General features: G+C 71.6%; 19 protein-coding genes. 15 read left to right on the forward strand and 4 right to left on the reverse strand.

The window, feature by feature from the left end; all coding sequences use genetic code 11:
• Positions 1-129: 129 nt before the first annotated feature.
• The 11 genes from BMZ50_RS14260 to BMZ50_RS14310 all read left to right on the forward strand — a co-directional run bounded on the left by BMZ50_RS14260 (position 130) and on the right by BMZ50_RS14310 (position 11,619).
• The gene (locus BMZ50_RS14260; protein WP_091325724.1) at positions 130-1,035 is read left to right on the forward strand and encodes an SMP-30/gluconolactonase/LRE family protein; all 906 of its coding nucleotides are present in this window, start codon (positions 130-132) and stop codon (positions 1,033-1,035) included.
• Positions 1,032-1,754: a bifunctional 4-hydroxy-2-oxoglutarate aldolase/2-dehydro-3-deoxy-phosphogluconate aldolase gene (locus BMZ50_RS14265; RefSeq protein ID WP_091325726.1), complete on the forward strand. Its 723-nt coding sequence runs from the start codon at positions 1,032-1,034 to the stop codon at positions 1,752-1,754. The genes BMZ50_RS14260 and BMZ50_RS14265 overlap by 4 nt, the downstream gene beginning before the upstream one ends.
• Positions 1,754-2,860 carry a sugar kinase gene (locus BMZ50_RS14270; RefSeq protein WP_091325728.1) on the forward strand — a complete coding sequence of 369 codons (1,107 nt, stop codon included), beginning with the start codon at positions 1,754-1,756 and terminating at the stop codon, positions 2,858-2,860. Before BMZ50_RS14265 ends, BMZ50_RS14270 begins: the two co-directional genes overlap by 1 nt.
• A 103-nt stretch (positions 2,861-2,963) precedes the next feature.
• Positions 2,964-3,830, forward strand: a complete 867-nt coding sequence (locus BMZ50_RS14275) for an IclR family transcriptional regulator (protein ID WP_091325731.1) — start codon at positions 2,964-2,966, stop codon at positions 3,828-3,830.
• A 501-nt stretch (positions 3,831-4,331) separates the two neighbouring features.
• The gene (locus BMZ50_RS14280) at positions 4,332-5,372 is read left to right on the forward strand and encodes a substrate-binding domain-containing protein (protein ID WP_091325733.1); all 1,041 of its coding nucleotides are present in this window, start codon (positions 4,332-4,334) and stop codon (positions 5,370-5,372) included.
• 33 nt (positions 5,373-5,405) lie between these two features.
• Positions 5,406-6,914, forward strand: a complete 1,509-nt coding sequence (locus BMZ50_RS14285) for a sugar ABC transporter ATP-binding protein (protein WP_218146252.1) — start codon at positions 5,406-5,408, stop codon at positions 6,912-6,914.
• Positions 6,911-7,945: an ABC transporter permease gene (locus BMZ50_RS14290; RefSeq protein WP_091325735.1), complete on the forward strand. Its 1,035-nt coding sequence runs from the start codon at positions 6,911-6,913 to the stop codon at positions 7,943-7,945. Before BMZ50_RS14285 ends, BMZ50_RS14290 begins: the two co-directional genes overlap by 4 nt.
• Positions 7,942-8,964 carry an ABC transporter permease gene (locus tag BMZ50_RS14295; protein ID WP_091325738.1) on the forward strand — a complete coding sequence of 341 codons (1,023 nt, stop codon included), beginning with the start codon at positions 7,942-7,944 and terminating at the stop codon, positions 8,962-8,964. Before BMZ50_RS14290 ends, BMZ50_RS14295 begins: the two co-directional genes overlap by 4 nt.
• A gap of 141 nt (positions 8,965-9,105) precedes the next feature.
• Entirely contained in the window at positions 9,106-9,879 is a 774-nt protein-coding gene (locus BMZ50_RS14300; RefSeq protein ID WP_177212788.1) for an SDR family NAD(P)-dependent oxidoreductase, read from the forward strand.
• Between the two features lie 53 nt (positions 9,880-9,932).
• Positions 9,933-10,478 carry a type 1 glutamine amidotransferase domain-containing protein gene (locus BMZ50_RS14305; RefSeq protein WP_091325743.1) on the forward strand — a complete coding sequence of 182 codons (546 nt, stop codon included), beginning with the start codon at positions 9,933-9,935 and terminating at the stop codon, positions 10,476-10,478.
• Between the two features lie 13 nt (positions 10,479-10,491).
• Positions 10,492-11,619, forward strand: a complete 1,128-nt coding sequence (locus BMZ50_RS14310) for a mandelate racemase/muconate lactonizing enzyme family protein (protein ID WP_091325745.1) — start codon at positions 10,492-10,494, stop codon at positions 11,617-11,619.
• A 222-nt stretch (positions 11,620-11,841) separates the two neighbouring features.
• Here the strand turns inward: BMZ50_RS14310 and BMZ50_RS14315 are convergent, their stop codons facing one another.
• On the reverse strand, positions 11,842-14,172 hold the full coding sequence (locus BMZ50_RS14315; protein ID WP_177212789.1) for a putative bifunctional diguanylate cyclase/phosphodiesterase: 2,331 nt from the start codon (positions 14,170-14,172) through the stop codon (positions 11,842-11,844).
• A gap of 166 nt (positions 14,173-14,338) precedes the next feature.
• Here BMZ50_RS14315 and BMZ50_RS14320 point away from each other — a divergent pair, with 166 nt between their 5' ends.
• Positions 14,339-15,292: a DUF1028 domain-containing protein gene (locus BMZ50_RS14320; protein WP_091325751.1), complete on the forward strand. Its 954-nt coding sequence runs from the start codon at positions 14,339-14,341 to the stop codon at positions 15,290-15,292.
• Positions 15,293-15,418: 126 nt separating this feature from the next.
• On the opposite strand, the gene BMZ50_RS25075 is transcribed toward BMZ50_RS14320, so the two are convergent.
• Positions 15,419-16,330 (reverse strand): histidine phosphatase family protein, encoded by a 912-nt coding sequence (locus tag BMZ50_RS25075; RefSeq protein WP_091325752.1) that lies wholly within the window; start codon positions 16,328-16,330, stop codon positions 15,419-15,421.
• 182 nt (positions 16,331-16,512) lie between these two features.
• Here BMZ50_RS25075 and BMZ50_RS14330 point away from each other — a divergent pair, with 182 nt between their 5' ends.
• Positions 16,513-17,856: a cation:proton antiporter gene (locus BMZ50_RS14330; RefSeq protein ID WP_091325754.1), complete on the forward strand. Its 1,344-nt coding sequence runs from the start codon at positions 16,513-16,515 to the stop codon at positions 17,854-17,856.
• Positions 17,857-17,882: 26 nt separating this feature from the next.
• Positions 17,883-19,079 carry a sulfate adenylyltransferase gene (gene sat, locus BMZ50_RS14335; RefSeq protein ID WP_091325756.1) on the forward strand — a complete coding sequence of 399 codons (1,197 nt, stop codon included), beginning with the start codon at positions 17,883-17,885 and terminating at the stop codon, positions 19,077-19,079.
• 19 nt (positions 19,080-19,098) lie between these two features.
• Here the strand turns inward: sat and BMZ50_RS14340 are convergent, their stop codons facing one another.
• Positions 19,099-20,019: a sulfotransferase family protein gene (locus BMZ50_RS14340; RefSeq protein WP_091325758.1), complete on the reverse strand. Its 921-nt coding sequence runs from the start codon at positions 20,017-20,019 to the stop codon at positions 19,099-19,101.
• A 320-nt stretch (positions 20,020-20,339) separates the two neighbouring features.
• On the opposite strand from BMZ50_RS14340, the gene BMZ50_RS14345 reads away from it, so the two are divergent.
• Positions 20,340-20,909, forward strand: coding sequence for a flavin reductase family protein (locus BMZ50_RS14345; protein ID WP_091325761.1), 570 nt, complete (start codon positions 20,340-20,342; stop codon positions 20,907-20,909).
• A 41-nt stretch (positions 20,910-20,950) separates the two neighbouring features.
• Here the strand turns inward: BMZ50_RS14345 and BMZ50_RS14350 are convergent, their stop codons facing one another.
• On the reverse strand, positions 20,951-21,634 hold the full coding sequence (locus BMZ50_RS14350) for a GntR family transcriptional regulator (RefSeq protein WP_177212791.1): 684 nt from the start codon (positions 21,632-21,634) through the stop codon (positions 20,951-20,953).
• Positions 21,635-21,709: the final 75 nt, after the last annotated feature.

A 21,709-nucleotide genomic window follows, 5' to 3' on the forward strand; every position in this document is an offset into this window, starting at 1 on the left:
CGCGCCGATCCAGCGCGGTTTCTCGCTCCGCCCCCGGTGCGCGCGCCGTCACGAGGAGGGCGGACGCCGAGTGCCAGGAGATCGCGCGAGGCCGGTCGGCCCTCGCGGTACCGGAAGGAACGACGCACGATGACAAGCCACCCAGGAGACGGTCTCGCCGACCTCGTGGAGCCGGGCGCCGCGGTTGTACGCGTGGCGAAGGACTGCATCTTCACCGAGGGCCCGGTCTGGCTGCCCGACGGCTCCCTCCTCTTCAGCGACATCCCGGCGAACCGGCTGATGCGCTGGCACCCGGACGAGGGGCAGAGCGTGCTGCGCGAGCCCAACGCCAAGGGCAACGGCATGACGCTCGACAACGCGGGCCGGCTGGTCGTGTGCGAGCACGCCACCAGCACGGTCACCCGGGGGACCCCGGGGGGCGAGCGGACGCCGATCGCCTCGCACTGGCAGGGCAGGGAGCTCAACAGCCCCAACGACGTCATCGTCGCGTCGGACGGGTCCGTGATCTTCACCGACCCGACCTTCGGCCGGCTCATGGAGTCCGTCGGCGTGGTCCGCAACGTCGAGCAGGACATCCAGGGCGTGTACCGGGTCCCCGCCGATGGTGGCGACCTCGAGCTGCTCGTCGATGACATGGCGCAGCCCAACGGACTCTGCCTCTCCCGGGACGAGTCCCTGCTCTACGTCGGCGACACGGCGCGGGCCCACATCCGCGTCTTCGAGATGACCGGCGCGCGCCCGCTGGGCCGGGGACGGGTCTTCGCCGAGGGCATCACCGAGACCGCCGCCGGCGACGACGGCTACGTCGACGGCATGAAGCTCGACGAGCGCGGGAACGTCTACGTCACCGGCCCCGGCGGCGTCTGGGTCTACGCACCCGATGGCGCCCGGCTGGGCACCATCGAGGTGCCCGAGCAGGTCGCCAACCTCAACTGGGGTGACGCCGATTGGCGCTCGCTCTACCTGACGGCCAACACGTCGGTGTACCGGATCCGGATGCAGGTCGCCGGTCACCGCCTCGGATACATGCGATGACGCCGGTGGATGCGGCCGTGCTCACCGGCACGACCGCCGCGGGCGGCCCCCGCGCGGCCACGTCGGACGTCGTGGTGGACCGCCTCGCCGAGCTCCGGGTGGTCCCGGTGGCGGTCGTCCACGAGGTCGCCCACGCCGAGCCGCTCGCGCAGGCACTCGTCGCGGGCGGCCTGCCCTGCGTCGAGGTGACGATGCGCACGAAGCATGCAGAGCGCGTGCTGGCGCGGATGGCGGAGACATCCAGCCTGCTCGTGGGCGCGGGGACGGTCGTGCGGCCGGAGCAGGTCGACCGGGTCGTCGCGGCCGGCGCCCGGTTCGTCGTCACGCCGGGGTTCAGCCCGTCGGTCGTCGCGGTGTGCCGGGAGGCCGGCGTCCCGGTGATCCCGGGGGTGGCCACCGCCACCGAGATCGTGATGGCGCTCGACGCCGGTCTCGACGTGGTGAAATTCTTCCCCGCCGAGGCGGCAGGCGGTCTGAAGGCGCTGTCCGCCCTGAGCGACCCGTTCGCCTCGATCAGGTTCATCCCCACCGGTGGGGTCGACCTCCAGAACATCGACAGCTATCTCGGGCACCGCGCCGTGCTGGCCGTGGGCGGCACGTGGATCACCGCCCCCGCGCTGCTGGCCGCCGGCGACTTCGCCGCCGTCGAGCAACGGACGCGCGAGGCCGCTCTCCGCGTCGCTTCCCTTCCCTCCGCTGACGAGTCAGGAAAGGCCTGATGTCCGAGCTCACCTTCCGCCCCCGGGAGGAATGCCGCTACGACCTCGTCTCCCTGGGCGAGATCATGCTGCGGCTCGACCCCGGGGATCTGCGCATCCGCACCGCCCGTTCCTTTCGCGCGTGGGAGGGGGGTGGCGAGTACAACGTGGCCCGTGGTCTGCGGCGTTGCTTCGGCCTGCGCACCGCCGTCGTGACGGCGCTCGCCGACAACGAGGTCGGTCGCCTGATCGAGGACCTCGTGCTGCAGGGCGACGTGGAGACCGACCACATCCGGTGGGTGCCCTACGACGGCTGCGGTCGCACGGTGCGCAACGGGCTCAACTTCACCGAGCGAGGGTTCGGTGTGCGTGGCGCGCTCGGCATGTCCGACCGTGGGCACACCGCCGCCAGCCAGATGCGCACGGGCGAGGTGGACTGGGACCACATCTTCGGCACCCTCGGTGCCCGCTGGTTCCACACCGGCGGCATCTACGCCGGCCTGTCCGACACCACCCCCGACGTCATCGAAGAGGCGATGCTGGCCGCCAGGCGACACGGGACGATCGTCTCCTACGACCTGAACTACCGGCCCAGTCTGTGGCAGAGCTACGGAGGCATGGCGCGTGCCCAGGAGGTGAATCGCCGGCTGGCGCCGCACGTCGACGTGATGCTCGGCCTGGGCAACGCAGAGGATTTCACTGCGGCGCTCGGCTTCGTCGTGCCCGACTCGGACGCCGGACCCGGAGCTCTCGAGGCGGAGAAGTTCGCGAAGATGGTCGCCACGGTCTCTGCCGAGTACCCGAACTTCACGGTCGTGGCGACCACCCTGCGCACCGTCAGGACCGCGTCGGTGAACGACTGGAGCGCCCTGGCCTGGCTGGACGGTGACGTCTTCGAGTCGGTGCCCCGGCCCGGCCTGGACATCCTCGACCGGGTCGGCGGGGGAGACAGCTTCGCCGCAGGTCTGATCTACGGATTGCTGGAGAGGGGCGACATCCAGGCCGCGGTTGAGTACGGCGCGGCGCACGGCGCCCTTACGATGACGACACCGGGGGACGCGTCGATGGCCACCCTTGCGGAGGTGGAGGCGCTGGTCCGCGGGGTGGGCGCCCGTGTTCAGCGATGAACCGTGATGACGACCCCGGACGAGCCCCGACGTGCCACGGATCCCGGGATGGACGAGTACCGTTTCTCATCTTCACGGGATATCGGGACCACGGGGCAGGGGAATGACGCAGATCGACGACCAGGGGCCACCCAGTGCGATCGACCGCGCACTGGATCTCCTGTCCATCGCCGTTACCGCCCATCGCCCGCTGACGCTGGCCGAACTGGCCAGCGAGGCCGGCATCCCCAAGCCGACGGCCCATCGGATCCTGCGGCTCCTGGTGGCCCGGGACCTGTTGCGCCAGGCGGACGACCGGTCCTACTGCCTGGGCTCGAAGATGTTCGCGCTGTCGGGAGAGGCGCTGGCCCAGCTGGACTACGCGAGCGAGGCCAAGGAAGGGCTGCGCTGGCTCCAGACGATCACCCCCGACGCCATCCACTTCGGGGTCATGACGGGTGGCGTCCCGGTGTACGTATCGAAGATCGAGGGCAGCCGGCCCTACCGCATGGCCTCGACCATCGGGACGTCGCTGCCGGTGCACTGCACGTCGATCGGCAAGTCGATCCTGGCGTTCATGCCGCCGGAGCAGGCCGAGCCCTACATGCGCGGCCCGTTGGCGCGGCGGACGCCCTGCACGATCACCTCGTCCCGGGCGCTCAAGCAGCAGCTCGAGGAGATCAGGGCCCGGGGCTTCGCCATCGACGACGAGGAGAACGAGCAGAACGTGCGCTGTGTCGGGGCTCCGGTGTTCGACGCGCGGGGAGCGGTCATCGGCGGTGTCAGCGTCTCCTCGGCCACCTTCGACCTCAGCCTGGACGAGGCGCTCCGACTCGGGCCTTCGGTCGTGCAGGCTGCGCAGCTGATCTCGGCCTCGCTGGGTGCCCCCCGGGAGGTCCTCTCGCGGCTCGCGGCCCGCGCCGAGCCGGGTGCGGTTCTTTCGCTCGGGTCGGCGCGGTCCGACGGCCTGCCCCGGGTCGAGAAGGCCTGACGACCGGGCTCCGCTGAGCCGCATCGCCCCCGGCGGACGCGCATCCGCGCACGTCCGCGGGCTGCTGGGTCCCACGTAGTCCCGCCGCACCACCCCTGAGCCAGACCGCAGAGAGCTGTCCGCAGCTCCTCTGCGGCCGCTCCCAGCCCTGCCCTGCTCCGCCGTCCGGCGCTCTCGGGACCGCCCCTGGACGGGTGCTCCGTGCTGCCCTCCACCGGTGCGCACGACACGAGAAGAACTCCTCCTCGTGTGGCTCTTGACACATCCCCCGAGCCGGCGGCACGCTACGGACCGTTCCGGTGAGCGAAAGACCGTTTCGCTCCTGAACGCGATCGGCGAGAGCCCGGTCACAGCGCGGGTGACCTTCCGCGATCCGTTGGCACCGTGCCGACCCGGTTCTCGGGTTCCAACCCCTGCAGTTCAGCGCTCAACGCCAGCCCGACGCGGGATGGCCCCCAGCTCGGCCGCTGCGCGGCGAGCCCTCAATCCCAGGAGAGATGGATGACCCGAGCAAGGACCAAGGCGATGGCCGCGATCGGCGCCGGCCTGATGTCCCTCGCCGTCGTCGGCTGCGGCCGCGGCGAGGACGCCCAGGCCAGCGGAGGCGGCGGGGACGGCAGCTGCACGGTCGCGTTCTCGCAGGAGTCGCTCGGCTTCGAGTGGATGGTCGAGAACTCCCGCGACATGAAGGCCTCGGTCGAGGCCGCCGGCTGCGAGTTCATCCAGGCCGACGCCGAGGGTGACCCGGCCAAGCAGCTGCAGGACGTGCGCGACCTGCTCGCCCGCAAGCCCGACCTCCTCGTCGTCCGGCCGGTGACCTTCGAGCCGCTGGCCCCGGTCCCGGACCTGGCCGAGCAGGCCGGCGTGCCGCTGATCGTCGTGGACCGGTCGCTGCCCGGCACGCCCGGTGAGGGGCAGTACAAGGCCTTCCTGACCATCGACTTCGTCGAGACCGGCCGCCTGGTGGCCGAGAGCGTGGTCAAGGGCCTGACCGAGAGGAACGGCTCGGCGACCGGGCGCATCGTCCACATCACCGGCACCTCGGGCGCGTCCCCGGTCCTGGACGAGCAGGAGGGCATCGACGGGGTGCTCGCGGACAACCCGGGCATCGAGGAGGTCGCCCAGTGCGACGGCAACTACTCCCGCGAGCCGGGACGCCAGTGCATGGAGGACCTGCTCCAGCGCTTCGGGGCCGGTGAGATCGACGGCGTCATCGCCGACAACGACGAGATGGCCCTCGGTGCGATCGCGGCGATCAAGGCCGCCGGCCGCGACGAGCTGCTCGGCTGGATCTGGGGCAAGGACGCGCAGCGCACCGGCCTCCAGGCGATCCTCGACGGCGAGATGCGGATGACGATCTCGACGCCGCCGCAGTTCGGCGAGCTGACCATGCAGACCTGGGAGCAGGTGAAGGACGGCTCGCTGACCGAGACCACCCAGCTCCTGCCCAAGACCGTCTACGAGGCCGACTCGGACCAGGCGAAGCAGGAGATCCAGGCGCGGATCGACGAGCTGACCGAGCTCGGCATCGACTGCTGCTGATGTCCTGGGACGCAGAGAAGGAGCGCTGTCGACGTGACTGACGACGTCCTGGTCCGGATGGCCGGAATCACCAAGAGCTATCCCGGTGTCGCGGCCCTGCGCGGGGTCGACTTCGACCTGCGCGCCGGTGAGGTCCACTGCCTCATCGGCGAGAACGGTGCCGGCAAGTCCACGCTCATCCGCATGCTCACCGGTGCCGAGCAGCCGGACCAGGGCGTCATCACGATCGGCGGCCAGGAGTACACCGGCCTCCGGCCGGCCCTGGCGCACCGGCTCGGGGTGTCGGCCATCTACCAGGAGACCGACCTCGTGCCGCAGCTGACCGTGGCCGAGAACGTCTTCCTGGGCCACGAGCCCCGGGGTCGGTCCGGTGCCCTCGACCGGTCCGCCATGCGGAGCGAGGCACAGCGGGTCCTCGACGAGCTCGGGGTGACCCTGCCCGTCGACGCGCCGGTGAGCGACCTGACCGCCGCCAACGCGCAGCTGGTCCAGATCGCGAAGGCGCTGTCCCGCAACTGCAGGGTCCTGATCATGGACGAGCCGGGCGCGGTGCTCAGCGACCACGAGCTCGAGTCGCTGTTCGAGATCGTCCGGTCGCTACGGGCCCGGGGGATGGCGATCGTGTACATCTCCCACCGGCTCGAGGAGCTGATGCTCATCGGCGACCGGGTCACCGTGATGCGCGACGGCCAGTGGGTTCAGACCCGGGCCGTCCAGGACACCTCGGTGCCCGACATCATCCGCGCGATGGTCGGCCGCGAGCTCTCCGACCAGTACACCAAGACCACGGTCGTGGGCGACGACGTCGTCCTGTCGGTGCGCGGGCTGACGCTGCACGGCCACTTCGAGGACGTCAGCTTCGACCTCAAGCGGGGCGAGGTGCTCGGCCTGGCCGGCCTGGTCGGCGCCGGCCGCAGCGAGCTGCTCAACTGCATCTTCGGCGTCGTGCCCGCCGACAGCGGGACGGTGACCCTGAACGGTCGCCCCCTGCGGGCGCGGACGCCGCAGCAGGCCATCGACGCGGGCATCGGCCTGGTCCCCGAAGACCGCCGCGGTGCGGGGCTGATCCTCTCCCGCTCGGTCCAGGAGAACCTCACCCTGCCGTCGCTGGGGAAGCTCTCCCGCGGCGTGGTCGTGCGGGCCAAGGAAGTCGCGGCGGTGTGCCGCAGCTTCATCGAGGAGCTGCGCATCAAGACGCCGTCCGCGGCGCAACCCGTCCGCTTCCTCAGTGGCGGGAACCAGCAGAAGGTCGTGCTCGCGAAGTGGTTGGCCCGTGGCACCACGGTGCTGCTGCTCGACGAGCCCACCGCCGGGGTCGACGTCGGCGCGAAGAGCGAGATCTACGCCCTGATGGACCGGCTGGCCTCCGAGGGGATCTCGATCCTCATGGCCTCCTCCGAGCTGCCCGAGGTCCTCGGGATGAGCGATCGGGTCCTGGTCATGGCCGAAGGCCGGCTGACCTGCGAGTTGTCCAGAGAAGAAGCCACGCAAGAGGTGATCATGAGTCACGCAGTCCCCACGTCGGCGGCGATCGCGTCATGACCAACAAGATGGTTGCCGCCGTCGGCCCCGACGCCGCCGTCGGGATGCCGGCGACGAGCACGCGGCCGCTGGCCGGTCACGGGCCGTCGCGCTGGCTGTCCGCCCTGTCCGGGCGGGCGGTCGAGATCCTGTTCCTCGGGATGGTGCTCACCGGCTTCATCGCCAGCCCGAACTTCCTGACCTCGTTCAACCTCGAGGGGCTGCTGAGCCAGGCGGCGGTGCTGGGGATCCTCGCGATCGGTCAGTACATCGTCATCGTCGCCGGGGGGTTCGACCTGTCGGTCGGCGCCGTCGCGGCGGCGAGCTCGATGGTCGTCGCCTCGACCCTCGACGGCATGGGCCTGCTCGGCATCCTGGTCGCGGTGGCGGCCGGCGGGGTGCTGGGCCTGCTCAGTGGGTTCGCGGTCACCGTCGGCCGGATCCCGCCGATCGTCGCGACCCTCGGCGTCATGGGGATCGCCCAGGGCGTGGCCTTCACCATCTCCAACCGCGGCATCGTGATCACCGACTCGACGTTCATGGCGATCAACAGCACCTCGTTCGGGTTCGTCCCGCTGCTGTTCGTCATCTGGGCGGTGCTCGTCGCGCTGGTCTTCGCGTTCCTGCGCCTCACGCGGACCGGGTTGTACTTCTTCGCCGTCGGCGGCAACGCCGACAGCGCCCGGCTGGCCGGTGTGCCGGTCGCCCGGGTGCAGATCACCGCCTTCGCCCTCTCCGGTCTGCTGGCCGGCGCCGCCGGTGTGCTCTTCGCCGCCCGCGCCAGCAGCGGTCTGCCCGGACTCGGCGTGGGCTGGGAGCTGGACACCATCGCCGCCGTCGTCATCGGTGGGGTGAGCCTCTACGGGGGGTCCGGCAACCTCGTCAAGGCCATGATCGGCGTCCTCACCTACCTCATGATCACCAACGTCATGAACCTGGCGGACGTCGACTCGTACCTGCAGAACGTCCTCAAGGGCCTGCTGATCCTGGCGGCCGTGGCCGTCCCGGCCGTCCTGCTGCGCCGCAACCACCTGCTGGGGAGGACCTCGTGACCGTGTCCCAGAGCGAGACGAAGCCGGCCACCGGCAGCACGGCGCAGCCGGCCGGAGGCAAGGACAACCGCCGGCGGATCCCCGGTGGCGCGATGGTGTGGGTGCTCGTGCTGCTCATCATCGCGGCCATCGTGCTCAGCAAGGGTGTGTTCATCCGGCCGAGCAATCTGACCACGGTGCTGTACCAGACCGCCGTCGTCGGGGTCCTGGCGATGGCACAGGCGTACGCGGTGATCAGCAAGGGGCTCGATCTGTCCATCGGGGCGACCGCGATCCTCGCCGCGCTGGTCATCGGTGACGCCAGCTCGGCCGACCCGCAGTTCCTGCCGCACCTGCCGCTGCCGCTGGCGATCCTCGCCGGTCTGCTCGTCGGCCTGCTGGTCGGCGTGGTGAACGGGTTCATCGCCGGCCGGACCACGGTCCCGCCGTTCATCATCACGCTCTCGACCTACCTGGTGATCGTCGGCATCACGTTCATGCTCACGCAGGGCGCGCCGGTGACCCAGCCGGACCAGCTGCTGAAGGACCTCGGGGATGCGCGGGTCTGGATCCTGCCGGTGCCGGTGCTCCTGTGGTTCGTGCTGATCGTCATCGGTCACCTGGTGCTCAGCCGCACCAAGCAGGGCGCGATGCTCTACTCCGTCGGCGGCAACGAGACCGCCGCCCGGCTCTCGGGCGTCCCGGTGCCGCGGATCAAGGTGTTCATCTACGCGGCGGCGGGCGTCTTCGCCGCGGCGGCCGGCCTGCTCTTCCTGACCCGCACGGGCAGCGTCAGCCCCTCGGCCGGCAGCGAGTTCATGCTGATGTCCGTCGCCGCGGTGGTCGTCGGCGGGATCCCGCTCAGCGGTGGGCAAGGCAAGATCCGCGACGTCGTCCTGGGCGTGCTGATCCTCGGCATCGCCGGCAACCTGATGAACCTGATGCTGATCTCGCCCTATCTGCAGATGGCGGTGCAGGGCGCCATCATCCTGGTCGCCGTCGGCGCCAACCAGCGCCTCGCGCAGGGGCGCGGCGACTAGCGACCCCCTCCGCAGCGCGGTCCTGCCCGGGTGCCCGGCGCCCGGGCAGGACCGCGGCTGCCCCCACCCGCCCGCCGGCCGACGGCAGGGCTCCCCGTCCCGGCACAGGGACGCCCCCATGGACACCGAAGGAGGTCGACCGTGCGACTCGAGGGCAGAACGGCGATCGTAACGGGCGCCGCGCAGGGCATCGGCGCGCACATCGCCGAGGGCCTGGCCCGCGAAGGGGCTCGCGTCGGCGTGGCCGACATCCGGGCGACGCACCCCGTCGTCGACGCGATCCACGCCGCGGGCGGCACCGCCGTCGGGATCCACCTCGACGTCACGTCGGAGGACTGCGTCGCCGACGCCTTCGACCGGCTGGCCGACCAGTGGGGCCCGGTCGACATCCTGGTCAACAACGCCGCGCTGGGCACCCCGGTCGCGCTGGTGCGAGATCTGGAGCTCGCCGCTTGGGAGCGCACGCTCCGGGTGAACCTGACCGGGGCGATGCTCTGCACCCGCGCCGCGCTCCGGCAGATGACCGGCCGCCCCGGCGGCACGGTGATCAACATCGCCTCGAACGTGGCCAAGCGCGGCCTGCCGCACCGCTCGGCCTACGTCGCCAGCAAGTGGGCCCTGCTCGGGCTGACGCAGACGCTCGCACTGGAGGTCGCCTCGGAGGGGATCCGGGTGAACGCCGTCTGCCCCGGGCCGGTCGAGACCCCGCATCTCGACGAGGTGATGCGCGGCCACGCCGAGGCCGAGGGCACCACGGTGGCCGACATCGCCGAGCAGTGGCGCACGGGCGCGCCGATCGGGCGCTTCATCGAGGCGCGCGAGGTCGTCGACGTCTGCCTGTTCCTCGCGTCGGGCGCATCCTCCGCCCTCACGGGCGAGGCGATCAATGTCAGCGGCGGGCTCGTCATGAGCTGACTGAGCCGTCCCCAGCACGACCCACGAGCACGAACCGAAGGGAAGGGCACGACGTGAGCCTGGAAGGCAAGACCATCGCACTGCTCATCGAGGACGAGTACCAGATCCTCGAGGGCTGGTACCCGCTGCTGCGTCTGCAGGCCGCCGGCGCCACCGTGCGCGTGGTCGGCAGCGGGACCAAGCAGTCGTACGCCAGCAAGGAGGGCTACCCGATGCCGGCCGACTGCGCGGCGGCGGACGTCCGCGCGGACGACCTCGACGCTGTCGTCGTCCCGGGTGGGTTCGCACCGGACAACATGCGACTGCACCCCGAGATGATCGAGCTGGTCCGCAGCGTGCACGACGCCGGCCGGCTGACCGCGGCGATCTGCCACGGCGGCTGGGTGCTCGTCTCCGCCGGTGCGCTGAAGGGCCGCCGGGCGACCGGCTACCTGCCGATCCGGGACGACGTGGAGAACGCCGGCGGCACGTGGGTCGACGAGGCGGTCGTCGAGGACGGAAACGTCATCACGTCGCGGACGCCCACCGATCTGCCGCAGTTCGTCGAGGCGATCATCGCCCACCTCACGCGCACCGGCGACGCGCCGGCCGCCGGCTGAGCGGACGGGCGAGATGAAGATCGTGCGCGTCGAGGCGATCCCGCTGGGCAGCCCCCTCGACGAACAGCTGCGCTGGGGCGCCATGGTCGTCGGGGTCAAGGGCGGCATCGTCGTCCGCGTCGAGACCGACGGGGGCGTCGTCGGGCTGGGCGAGGCGGGGTTCTCCGCCGAGTACTTCCCGACCGTCGGCCCGATCGTCAACGACCAGCTGGCGCCGATGCTCGTGGGACAGGATCCCCGGGACATCGCCGCCCTGTGGCAGCAGATGCTCGATGCCACGCACATGTGGGGCCGGCGCGGGATCGAGACCTATGCGCTGAGCGGCGTGGACATCGCGCTGTGGGACCTGCTCGGGAAGGTCAGCGGGCAGCCGGTGTACCGCCTGCTCGGGGCGGCGAAGTCGACGGTGCGCGCCTACTTCGCGCCCTCGCTCAAGCCGACGCAGGACATCGTGGAGGAGTGCCGGCGGGCGGTCGCCGACGGATTCACGGCCATGAAGTTGCGGGCCACCCGGCGGCTGCGCGAGACGGTCGACCTGGTTGCGAGCGTGCGGGACGCCGTCGGGGTCGACATCGAGATCATGGTCGACGGCAACATGTCGTTCGACCGGCGAACCGCCCTCGCCCTGGCCCGCGAGCTGGAGCAGCTGGGCGTCTCCTTCCTGGAGGAGCCGATCCTGTCGCGCAGCCTGACCCAGTACGTCGACGACCACTCCTGGCTGGCCGACCGGGTCTCGCTGCGGCTGGCCGGCGGGGAGTCCCTGCTGACCAGGTACGAGTACCTCGACCTGCTCTCCCGCCGGACCTTCGACGTCCTCCAGCCCGACTGCACCAGTGTCGGCGGCATCTCCGAGGCCAAGCGGATCGCCGACATGGCGAGCGCCTGGAACATCGAGTGCGTCCCCCACATCGCCTGCTCCTCGGGCACCGGGATCTCGCTCGCGGCCGGCCTGCACCTGATCCTGGCCTGCACGAACGCCCCGCTCATCGAGTTCGACGCCTACGGCGGCCCCGGTTGGGACGGGCTGCTGGTCGAGCCGCACGCGGTGCAGGACGGGCACCTGGGCGCTGACGACCGGCCGGGCCTCGGCGTGGAGCTCGCCGACGACGCGATCGCGCGGTTCTCGCTGCTCGCGCGGTGAGCAGGTGACGGATTCACCGCGGCCGGCACGGTCGCGAGGACCGAACGAGCCCGCGCTGTCGCGCGGCCCCTGGATGTGACGAGGGATCTGGCATGGCCAGGACGTGTCGATGCCGGTGCTGATCAGCCCGACCGGGGTGCAGGCGGTCCACCGGGACGGCGAGGTGGCGGTGGGCGCGCGCCGCGGCGGGTGCTGGGCGTGTGCCGGGGATCGGGACGGGTGTCAGAACCGGGCGAACCGGTCCCGGGCGGCCTGAGGGCCCGTCCGGCCGGCCAACCAGGTGCGCAGCTCGCCGGCGGGAACCGGGTGCAGGACGAGGTAGCCCTGCACCGCGTCGATGCCCGCCTGCTCGACGAACCGCTGCTGCTCGGCGTCCTCCACGCCCTCTGCCACCGTCTGCAGGCCGAGCCGGGCGGCCATCTGGGCGATGGCCTCGAGCACCGCCTGGTCGGCGACCTCGGTCGCCGCCCCGGCCACGAAGGACTTGTCGATCTTGACGACGTCGACCGGCAGGGTCCGCAGCGTGGTCAGCGCCGAGTACCCGGTGCCGAAGTCGTCGACGGCGAGACCGACACCCAGACCCGCCAGGACCTCGACGCCGGCCTGGACGGCGGGGGAGTCCAGCACCGTGGACTCGGTGATCTCGATGATCAGCTGCCCGGGGGCGAGCAGGTGGGTCTCCAGGCACTCCCGCACGACGGCCCCGAAGCGCGGGTGGGCCAGCTGTGAGGGCGAGGCGTTGACGTGCAGGGCCACCGTCTCGCCGCGGTCCCGCCACGCGGCAGCATCGGCGCAGGCGCGCCGCAGCACCTGCTCGCCGATCGGGATGACCACGCCGGTGTGCTCGGCGACGTCGAGGAAGTCCGCCGGCGCCAGCAGGCCGCGAGTCGGGTGCGCCCAGCGCACCAGCGCCTCCACGGCGGTGCACCGCCCGTCGCGGGTGGAGACCATCGGCTGGTAGAGCACGACGAACTGCTCCTTCTCCACCGCGGCGCGCAGCTCGACCGCCAGGGCGGCGGCCGCGTCCACGTCCAGCAGGGTGGGGGAGAAGGTCTGGACGCGGTTCTTGCCGGCCGCCTTCGCGGCGTACATCGCGATGTCCGCCTGCTGCACCACCTCGGTCCCGGTGGCCCCGGGCTGCAGGCAGGCCAGGCCGATGCTGGCCCCCACCCGGGTGAGCCGCCCGTCCAGCGTGATGGGTGCCGAGAGCAGCTCGACCAGGCGCTGGCTGATCCGGCGGGCTTCGGTCTGCCCGGCGTCGCGCAGCAGGACGCCGAACTCGTCCCCGCCGAGGCGGGCGCAGAGGTCCCCGTCGCGCAGGGCGCCGAGCATGCGGGCGGCGACGTGCCCGAGGAGCTCGTCCCCGGCGACGTGCCCCAGGCCGTCGTTGACCACCTTGAAGTCGTCCAGGTCGAGAAAGAGCACCCAGGTCCGGCCGATCGCCTCGCGGGCGGCCTCGTCCAGCGCGGCGGTGAACGCCGCCCGGTTGGCCAGCCCGGTGAGGGCGTCGGTGAGCGCCTGCGCCTCGAGGTCGCGGTGGGCCTGGCTGCTGTGGAGCGCCAGCGCGACCAGGTTGTTCAGGGACTGGATCGCCGTGATCGCCTCGGCGGGAACGCCGTCGGGCGCCCCGAGCAGCATCGAGTGCCCCGGGAACACCGTGGCGTGCCCCGGGAACGCGGGCAACGGCATGCGCAGCCACTGCCGGATGAACCCGGTCGCCTCCGCCAGCGCTCCCGCATGCGCGAGCTCCTGGATCTCGTCCCCTGCCTCGCCGGCGGGCAGCAGATCCCGGGGCAGCGCGATGAGGTCCCGGTCGAACTCGCCGGCTCGTTCGACGATGCGCAGGGACCCCTGCTCGTCGTCGGCGACGGCGGCCGCGCGCAACCCCGGGGTCATCCGGCAGATCTCCTCGACGGCGCGCCAGCCCTGATCGCGGATCGCCATCGGATCGGTCAGCCCGAGCAGGCCGGTGCTCAGCGCGAGCAGCGCCGAGTCGCGGCCCCGGGCCTGTTCCCGCGCGAGCATTCTCAGGGCCAGGTGCCGGGCGCCGATGAAGGTCAGGCCGAGCACGGGAAGAGCGCCCACCACCGGGCCGGCCTCGGTCGAGCCGGCATGCCCGGGGACGAGCCCCCAGGCCAGGGTCGCGGCGACCAGCGCCCCGCCGAGCCCGACGACGTAGAGCCCCACGCGCCACGTCCGGCCGTACATCACGCGGAACCACATGGCCGGGAAGGCGATGCCGTAGGCGACGGCCGGTATCGGGCAGGCCAGCGCGAACGCGGTCGTCGCCATGACGTCGACGGCGTCCCACGCGAGTGATGTCGTCTGCGACCGGTAGCGGTGGGTCCAGGAGACGACCAGGGCCAGGCAGGAGACGGCGATCAGGACCAGGTCCGCGGCGCCCGCGCGGACGAGCGCCCCCGGGGTCGTGAGCAGCAGCGAGACCAGGGCGATCACGAAGAACAGCCACCGGGTCTGCTCCACCGGCTGGGCGGGGCGCGCCAGGAGCCGGCGCGCGCGACGCCACAGCGAGGGAGCGCCGGTGCGGCTCATCTCGGTCCTCCGGTCGACGGTCATGGCATGAAATCACGCGATCAGGGCATCGACCTGCGGCGTTCGGTGCTGGAGGCCACAGGGACCGACCTACCCCGAGGGGGTGGGAGCGCCTTCCGGCCGAGCGGTGTTTGCCGTCCGGGGGGTATCCGGGTAGGCGCTGTCCGTGACCTACTCGATCGTTGCCCGTGACCTGCAGACCGGAGAGATGGGCGTCGCCACGCAGTCGCAGGCGTTCGCCGTCGGCAACAGCGTGCCCTTCGCACTGCCCGGCCAGGGGGTGATCGCCAGCCAGTCGATGGCCGAGCCGATGTACGGCCAGATCGGGCTGGACCTGCTGCGCGGCGGGTTCACGGCCAATGAGGCGCTGATCGCGCTGCGCAGCGTCGACCCCCATCCGGAGCGCCGCCAGGTCGCCGTCCTCGACGTCTCCGGGGACCTCGCCGCCTACACCGGGAGCAACTGCGTGCAGGCCGCCGGCCACCTGGTGGGAGAGGGCTGCGTCGCGCTGGGGAACATGGTCACCGGTCCCGAGGTCTGGGAATCGATGGTGGCGATGTTCGAGACCTCCGACGGCCCGCTGGCGCACCGGTTGCTCAGTGCGCTCCGTGCGGCCGAGGAGGCCGGCGGGGACCTCCGGGGCCGGCGGTCGGCCGCGGTGATCGTCGTGCGGGCGGTCACCACCGGCCGACCCTGGCACGACACCGTCGTGGACCTGCGCGTCGACGACTCACTCGACCCGGTCACCGAGCTGGGCGAGCTCGTGGTCCGGCTGAGCCGGTACCAGGACGTCGTCCGCGGCTTCCAGCAGGCGATCGGCGGCGACCCGGTCACCGCCGACCTGGTCCTGGAGGAGCTGCGGGTGCCCGACCCGCACACCGAGCCCGACCACGTCCTGTGGCGCGCGATCGTCGCGGGCCTGGCCGGCCGGGAGGACGCCGCCCGAGAGCTGATGACCGAGCTGGCGGCAGTCGCCCCGCAGTTCGTCGAGGTGGGCCGCCGGTTCGGCGCGGCCGGGCTCGTGCCCGAGGACCTGCTCGAGCGCATCCTGCCCGCGCCCGACCGCGGCCGCCCGCGGGGGGCGACCGGCATCGCCGGTGAGGAGGCCGCCAGCGCCTGACCGGACCGGGTCAGCGGGGTACGGGTACGGGGAAGACCAGCGACGAGCTGGACGTCGTCGCCACCGCCCGGACGGAGCAGCGTGCACCGGGAACAGAGTGGGCGCCGGGGTGCCGGGGTGCTGCCCCTAGTCGACGTCGTCGCCCTCGGGGAGCTCGGCCAGCACCATCCGGCCGTCCTCGACCTCGAAGTGGGTGAGCGAACCGCGTCCCACCGGGATGCGCCAGTTCTCGCCCTCGACGCCCGTCAGCCGGGCCACGGCGAGCCGGATCATGACGGCGTGGGTGACCGCCACCACCGTCTCGCCGGCGTGTCGGCTGCCGATGAGCCGGAGCGCCTCCACCATGCGGGTCTGCGCGTCGCGGAGTCGCTCGCCCTGCGGGCACACCGCCCGGCTCGGTGACGTGCGATACAGCTCGAACGCCTCCGGGTCGAACACGGCGGCCTCGGTGGCGGTCATCGCCTCCCACGCGCCGTAGTCGACGTTGTTCAGCCCGTGCAGGATGCGCAGATCGGGCACCCGCGCCTCGTCCGCGATGATCTGCGCGGTGGCGATGGTGCGCCGGAGAGGTCCGCAGTACACCGCCGTGAGTCCCACTCCCGACAGCTGGCGCGCGGCATCGACCGCGTCCTGGTAACCCTGCGCATCCAGTGGCACGTCGCAGCGCCCGCGGTAGCGGTTCTCGACGTTCATGGTGGTGGTTCCGTGGCGGACCACGAACAGCCGGCACGCGGTGGCCCGCTGTGCTGTGACGGAGGGGGGCGTGAGCAGGGACTGCTCCGAGACGTCCACGGTTTCCCTCGCAATCGGTGCAGGAGATGCACCCGGTATCGGCCACCGATCGACGGACCGGCGCCACAACACCGGCGTGCAGGCGTGCGCAGACGTTAGGTGGGGCAACCGTGCCGATCGAGTTCCCGTACTCGTGGTGCGGTGAATCAAGGAGCGTTCTCGGCGGTGCGGAGCTACCCGCTCCCGCGCCGCCTCGCAGCGTGATCCTTTGCGTTCAGTAATTGCTGGGCCCTCGTGCATCTGCATGGTGGCGTGTCATGCAGATGACGGTTGACGACCGCCGTTCTCCGAGGGGGTCACCGATTTCCGGGGATTGTTGGGCACTGGGCGCCGACATCCTGCCCCCGACGTTCTCGACGCCGCTATCTTGACCGCCACCGAGGCCCGCCGGGCGGTCCGTCGGCACCATCACACGGGGTGGGGGATCCATGTCGACCGAGAGTCTGGGCTCGCTGGCGCTGGCGCTGTTGCTGCTGGTCGCCGGCGCCAACCTCCTCGGCCTGCTCGCCGTGCGGCTGCGTCAACCGAGAGTCGTGGGGGAGATCCTGGCCGGCGTCGTGCTCGGGCCGTCGCTGTTGGGGCTCCTGGCGCCGCAGGTCGCGGCGCAGATCTTCGGAGACGGTGACAAGGATCCTGCCACGGTCGTCCTGGGCTTTCTGTACCACCTCGGTCTGTTGCTTCTCATGTTCATCTCCGGCACGAGTGCGCGAAATGTGCTCAGCCGGGAGAATCGGAGACCGACGGCCTGGCTGCTCGGCCTGGGAACTGTGCTGCCATTCTGCTTCGCACTGGGCGTCGCGTCGATTCTCCCGTTGGGCGCATTCATGGGGGAGGCGCGCAGCGAGGCTGCGGTGATCCTCGTGATCGCCATTGCCGCAGCGGTGACCTCGATCCCGGTCATCACCAAGATCTTCTACGACCTCGGCATTCTGCACACCCGATTCGCGAGCCTGATGCTCGGTGTCGCCGTCCTCGAGGACATCGTGCTGTGGGGTTTCCTCGCCCTGGCGACGGCGATCGCGTCGGCGACCGTCGCCGCCGGCGGGCAGGCGGTCGCCGGGACGGTGGCCGTGCACGTGGGGATCAACATCGCCTTCGTCGTCCTCGGGATGACCGTGCTCCCACGGCTCCTGCGGCGGATGAGTCGGGCCCGCTGGAACGTCGTCGCCAGGCAGTCCCCGATCGCGTGGATCATCGCGGTGTTCCTCGCCTACGTCAGCGTCGCGGCGGCCCTCGACGTGACGCTGGCCTTCGCCGCGTTCCTGGCCGGCTTCGCGATCGTCGGCGGTGTCGACGGCACGGAGACGCAGCGCCTCCGGGCACCCCTGGACGCGATCGCGCACGTCTCCGGGGCGGTGTTCATCCCGATCTACTTCGCGATCGTGGGCTACCGGCTCGACTTCACCCAGGGCTTCTCGCCGCTGATGCTGGTCGCGTTCCTGGTCGGGTCCACGCTGGTGGTCGTCGTCTCGATCGGTGTGGCCGCACGCCTGGCCGGGTTCCGCGGGCTGGACATCGTGAATCTGGCGCTCACGCACAACGCCCGCGGCGGGCCGGGCATCGTGCTGGCGAGCGTGGCCTTCGACGCGGGCATCATCAGCGCCCCGTTCTTCACGACGCTGGTGCTCACCGCCGTGCTGACGTCGCAGGCGTGCGGATTCTGGCTCGACTTCGTCCTCCGCAGGGGCTGGCCCCTCCTGGCGACGGAGGGCCCGGTCGAGCAACGGCCCCCGGTGCTGGGCTCGGCGCCGGCGCCCGTGCACCCGACCTGACACGCCGGTCCGACCGGAGGAGCGCCATGGCAATCCCGGGTCCGCCCCCGCACGGCGGCGCGCTCGTCGACCTCCGGGTCGAGGACGGTCGCGCCGTGGCCGCGGCCGCGCAGGAGCTGCCCCGCTGGGAGTTGACCCGCCGGCAGCGCTGCGACCTGGAGCTGCTGGCCACCGGCGGGTTCTCGCCGCTGCGCACCTTCCTCGGCCGGGCCGACCACGCGTCGGTCTGCACCGCCATGCGCCTCACCACCGGCGAGCTCTGGCCGATTCCCGTGACCCTCGACCTGCCCGAGTGCGTCGTGGCGGCGGCCTCGTCAGCCGGGGGGCTCACGCTGTGCGCCCGGGGCGCCGACCTGGCCGTGCTGTGGCTGCGGGAGGCCTGGCGGCCGGACCGCGTGGCGGAGGCGGCGGCCGTGTTCGGCACGACCGACCCGGCCCACCCCGGCGTCCACACCTTGTTGCACGAGACCCACCCCTGGTACGTGAGCGGCCCGCTGGCGGTCCTGGCGCTGCCCACCCACCACGACTTCCGCTCGCTGCGCCACACGCCCGCCGAGTTGCGCCGCGAGCTGGCCGACCGCGGCTGGGACACGGTCGTCGCCTTCCAGACGCGCAACCCGATGCACCGGGCACACCAGGAGCTCACGATCCGGGCGGCCCGGGAGCTGGGGGCGCACGTGCTGCTGCACCCGGTCGTGGGCATCACCAAGCCGGGCGACGTCGACCCGTCCGTGCGGGTCCGCTGCTACCGCGCCCTGCTGCCCACCTATCCGCCGGGCACGGTGCTGCTGTCGGTGCTTCCCCTGGCGATGCGGATGGCCGGCCCGCGCGAGGCCCTGTGGCACGCGATCGTGCGCAAGAACCACGGGGCGACCCACTTCATCGTCGGCCGCGACCACGCGGGGCCCGGGCCGGACTCGCAGGGGCGGCCGTTCTACGAGCCGTCCGAGGCGCAGGACCTGCTGCGCAGGCACGAGGACGAGCTCGGCATCGGCGTCGTCCCGTTCCGGCAGATGGTCTTCGTCCGGGAGCTGCAGCGCCACGTCCCCGAGGACGAGGTCCCGCCCGGGCACCACTGCCTGCGCATCTCCGGGACCGAGCAGCGCCGGCGGTTGGCGCAGGGGGAGGAACTGCCGGAATGGTTCACGCCGCCGGAGGTGGCCGCCGAGCTGCGCCGCGCTTTTCCCGGCCGGACCGGTGAGGCGGTCGCGCTCCTCAGCTGATTCCCCAGGGGCGTCACCCTCAGGCGATTCCCCATCCGTCGAAGTCGGGCCCCAGGTGAGCGCGCAGGCGCCGCACGTCGTCTGCGAGCACGGCTCCGATCCGCTCCCGCAGCGCGTCGGCGATGTCGACGCGGGGCGGGGGGCCGGTCCGGCCGCCGCTCCGGCCGGTGACCCGGCGGATCCTGCTGAGCGTGTTGCTCTCCAGTTCCTTGAAGCGCCGGGTGCGGGGGAATCGGCGCTTGAGGCCCCTGCGGACCCGGAGCGGGACCAGTGAGCGAGCGGGGCGGTCCTCGGTCCGGTAGAAGTCCCGGTCCAGGTCGGCCGGCGCGAAGTCCGGATCGACCCCGATGAAGTCGTACACCCTCCGCATCGTGACCTGCCGGTCGGAACGGAGCTCCTCCGAGGTGATCACGAGGAGTTGTTCGCGTGGGAAGTGCTCGAGGTACTGCTCGATCTGCAGGGCGTACCGGCTGTAGTCGAGGTAGGCGGGGTCGGCGAACACCGCCTCGGCGAAGGCTGCCTTCTCCCTGCCCTCGGCGACGCGGTGCTGGTAGTGCGACCGGATCCGGGAGACCGGATCGCGCACCACGTAGACGAGCCGGACGTCGGGGAGATGCGTCGCGATCCGCGCAGGGACGCCCGCGTAGCGGGGGTACTTGGTGTACAGGTTGGACGCTTCCCCGACGGCCAGGATCTCCGGGCCGGGCGGCGGGAACTGCCGTCGGTACCAGTCGATCCCGCGATGCCAGTTGGACTCCGCGACGAAGAACTCCGGCGCCTTGTACCGGGGCGTGGCCACCTGGGGGTGCGCGCTGAGGTAGTGGTAGAGGCTCGTGGTGCCGGCCTTCATCGCCCCGATCAGCAGGAAGGTGGGCAGGCGCCCGGCGGTGGCGACCCCGGTCCCGGCCCGCAGGTGTGGATCGCGTGCGTCTCCGGTCATGATCGGCGCCCCTCGCGTTCTCGTGGCGGCCGCGCGATCGGCGGGCCGCCCTGGAGAGTGCGGCGAATCATCGCGTAGCGGCGCCCGCTCAGGAAGGGGGCGGGCAACCCTTCCCGGGATGCCGGCGGGCCTCCTGCAACCTGAGCGGGCGGGGTCCCCGCCCGCTCAGGTTGCAGATCCAGGTGCGCATGGTGAACCGGGCGGGATCGGTCGGGTTCCCCAACGGTGGTGGGCGCTTTCGTGCCTGAGTCTTGACGCGCGCAAAGGCGCCGCGCTTGTATACATCGAAATCCTGGAAAGACCGTAGGCGAGGAGTCAGCGTGAGCGATGCGGTAGTCCGGCCCCACGACGAGCTCGACCTCAGCGGGGCGTTCCGCCGCTCGATGAGTCTGTTGACGGCAGGCGTCGCTGTCGTGACGACCTCCGTGGGCGGTCGGCCCTGGGGCATGACGATCACCGCCACCTGCTCCGTCTCCGCTGAGCCCCCCATGGTCCTGGTGTCTCTTGCGCAGACGTCCGTCCCGGCGCGCATGATCGCCGAACACGGCGAGTACGGGCTGTGCCTCCTGGGTGCCCATGGCATCGAGACGGCCAAGTTCGGTGCCGCCCCGGGGATGCCGAAGTTCCTCGACGAGGTCGGCCGCGTCCTGCCCGGCGCTGGTCGCACGCCGTGCGTCAGTGGTTCGATCGCCCACCTGGACTGCGCCGTGGTCGAGCGGGTGGAGGCCGGTGACCACGTCATCTACATCGGGCGGGTCCGGGAGATCGCCTTCCCGAGCACCGGTGCGCCCCTCCTGTACGGCGCGCGGCAGTACCAGCGCACGGTGCCGGCGCTCCAGTTGGCGACGTCGGAGTCCGAGGACCACGCACTGGCCTATTCGGCCTGGTGAAGCGCGTCGCCTGACAGCCCGCCGGGTCCTCGTGCCCGGCGTCAGGGTCGGGGCACGAGGAGCGCGTCGACCGAGGTCGAGGCCTGGATGATCTCGGAGAGCTTCCGGCGCGTGGTGTCCAGGTGTTCCTTGACGATGGCCGCGGCCATCTCGGGGTCGCGAGCGCGGACCGCGTCGACCAGCGAGTGGTGCTGGACCCGGGAGTTGTCCCGAAACTCCTGGTCGACCGTGACCGCCAGGCGGACGTAGGGCTCGGACTGAGCTCGCAGGGACTGGATGAGCGAGGTGAGGCGCGGCATGCGGCTGCCTTCGAAGAGTCGCATGTGGAAGGCCTCGTGATCAGCGAACCAACCGGAGTCCACGCGGTGCTCCCGGATCTTCGCGAACCGCGCCTCGAGGTCGGCGACCAGTGCGTCGTCCGCGACGGCGGCGCACCGTGACGCGGCGAGTTGTTCCATCGGCAACCGGATGTCGTAGATCTCCAGCAGTTCGCTCAGTGAGGGGTGGAAGACGTAGGCCGTCCGGCCGTTCCGGGTCAGGAGCCCGCGTGCGACTAGTTCCTGGATCGCCTCCCGCACGGGAGTACGGCTGATCCCGAGCCGGGCGGCCCACTCCTCCTCATAGACCGGTTCATCGGGCTTGACCGCGCCGATGATCACTGCTTCCCGGATGGCGGCGGTGGCCAGTTCCGCAGCCGTTGCCTGGCCTGGGACTCGGCGGCTCATCCCCACCTCGCTGTGCGGTCGTCGTGGTGTCGGATGGGGCAAAGCGTCGGCGAGTCGCGGCCGGCGCCCGTTGAA

The sequence above is a fragment of the Geodermatophilus ruber genome (assembly GCF_900114385.1).
In the GTDB taxonomy this organism is placed as follows: domain Bacteria; phylum Actinomycetota; class Actinomycetes; order Mycobacteriales; family Geodermatophilaceae; genus Geodermatophilus; species Geodermatophilus ruber.

Bases quoted from the DNA above. Each gene is read 5' to 3' on its own strand.
- BMZ50_RS14260 (WP_091325724.1), top strand. From the start codon at position 130: ATGACAAGCCACCCAGGAGACGGTCTCGCCGACCTCGTGGAGCCGGGC.
- BMZ50_RS14265 (WP_091325726.1), top strand. From the start codon at position 1,032: ATGACGCCGGTGGATGCGGCCGTGCTCACCGGCACGACCGCCGCGGGC.
- BMZ50_RS14270 (WP_091325728.1), top strand. From the start codon at position 1,754: ATGTCCGAGCTCACCTTCCGCCCCCGGGAGGAATGCCGCTACGACCTC.
- BMZ50_RS14275 (WP_091325731.1), top strand. From the start codon at position 2,964: ATGACGCAGATCGACGACCAGGGGCCACCCAGTGCGATCGACCGCGCA.
- BMZ50_RS14280 (WP_091325733.1), top strand. From the start codon at position 4,332: ATGACCCGAGCAAGGACCAAGGCGATGGCCGCGATCGGCGCCGGCCTG.
- BMZ50_RS14290 (WP_091325735.1), top strand. From the start codon at position 6,911: ATGACCAACAAGATGGTTGCCGCCGTCGGCCCCGACGCCGCCGTCGGG.
- BMZ50_RS14310 (WP_091325745.1), top strand. From the start codon at position 10,492: ATGAAGATCGTGCGCGTCGAGGCGATCCCGCTGGGCAGCCCCCTCGAC.
- BMZ50_RS14315 (WP_177212789.1), bottom strand. From the start codon at position 14,172: ATGAGCCGCACCGGCGCTCCCTCGCTGTGGCGTCGCGCGCGCCGGCTC.
- BMZ50_RS25075 (WP_091325752.1), bottom strand. From the start codon at position 16,330: ATGCAGATGCACGAGGGCCCAGCAATTACTGAACGCAAAGGATCACGC.
- BMZ50_RS14330 (WP_091325754.1), top strand. From the start codon at position 16,513: ATGTCGACCGAGAGTCTGGGCTCGCTGGCGCTGGCGCTGTTGCTGCTG.
- sat (WP_091325756.1), top strand. From the start codon at position 17,883: ATGGCAATCCCGGGTCCGCCCCCGCACGGCGGCGCGCTCGTCGACCTC.
- BMZ50_RS14340 (WP_091325758.1), bottom strand. From the start codon at position 20,019: ATGACCGGAGACGCACGCGATCCACACCTGCGGGCCGGGACCGGGGTC.
- BMZ50_RS14350 (WP_177212791.1), bottom strand. From the start codon at position 21,634: ATGAGCCGCCGAGTCCCAGGCCAGGCAACGGCTGCGGAACTGGCCACC.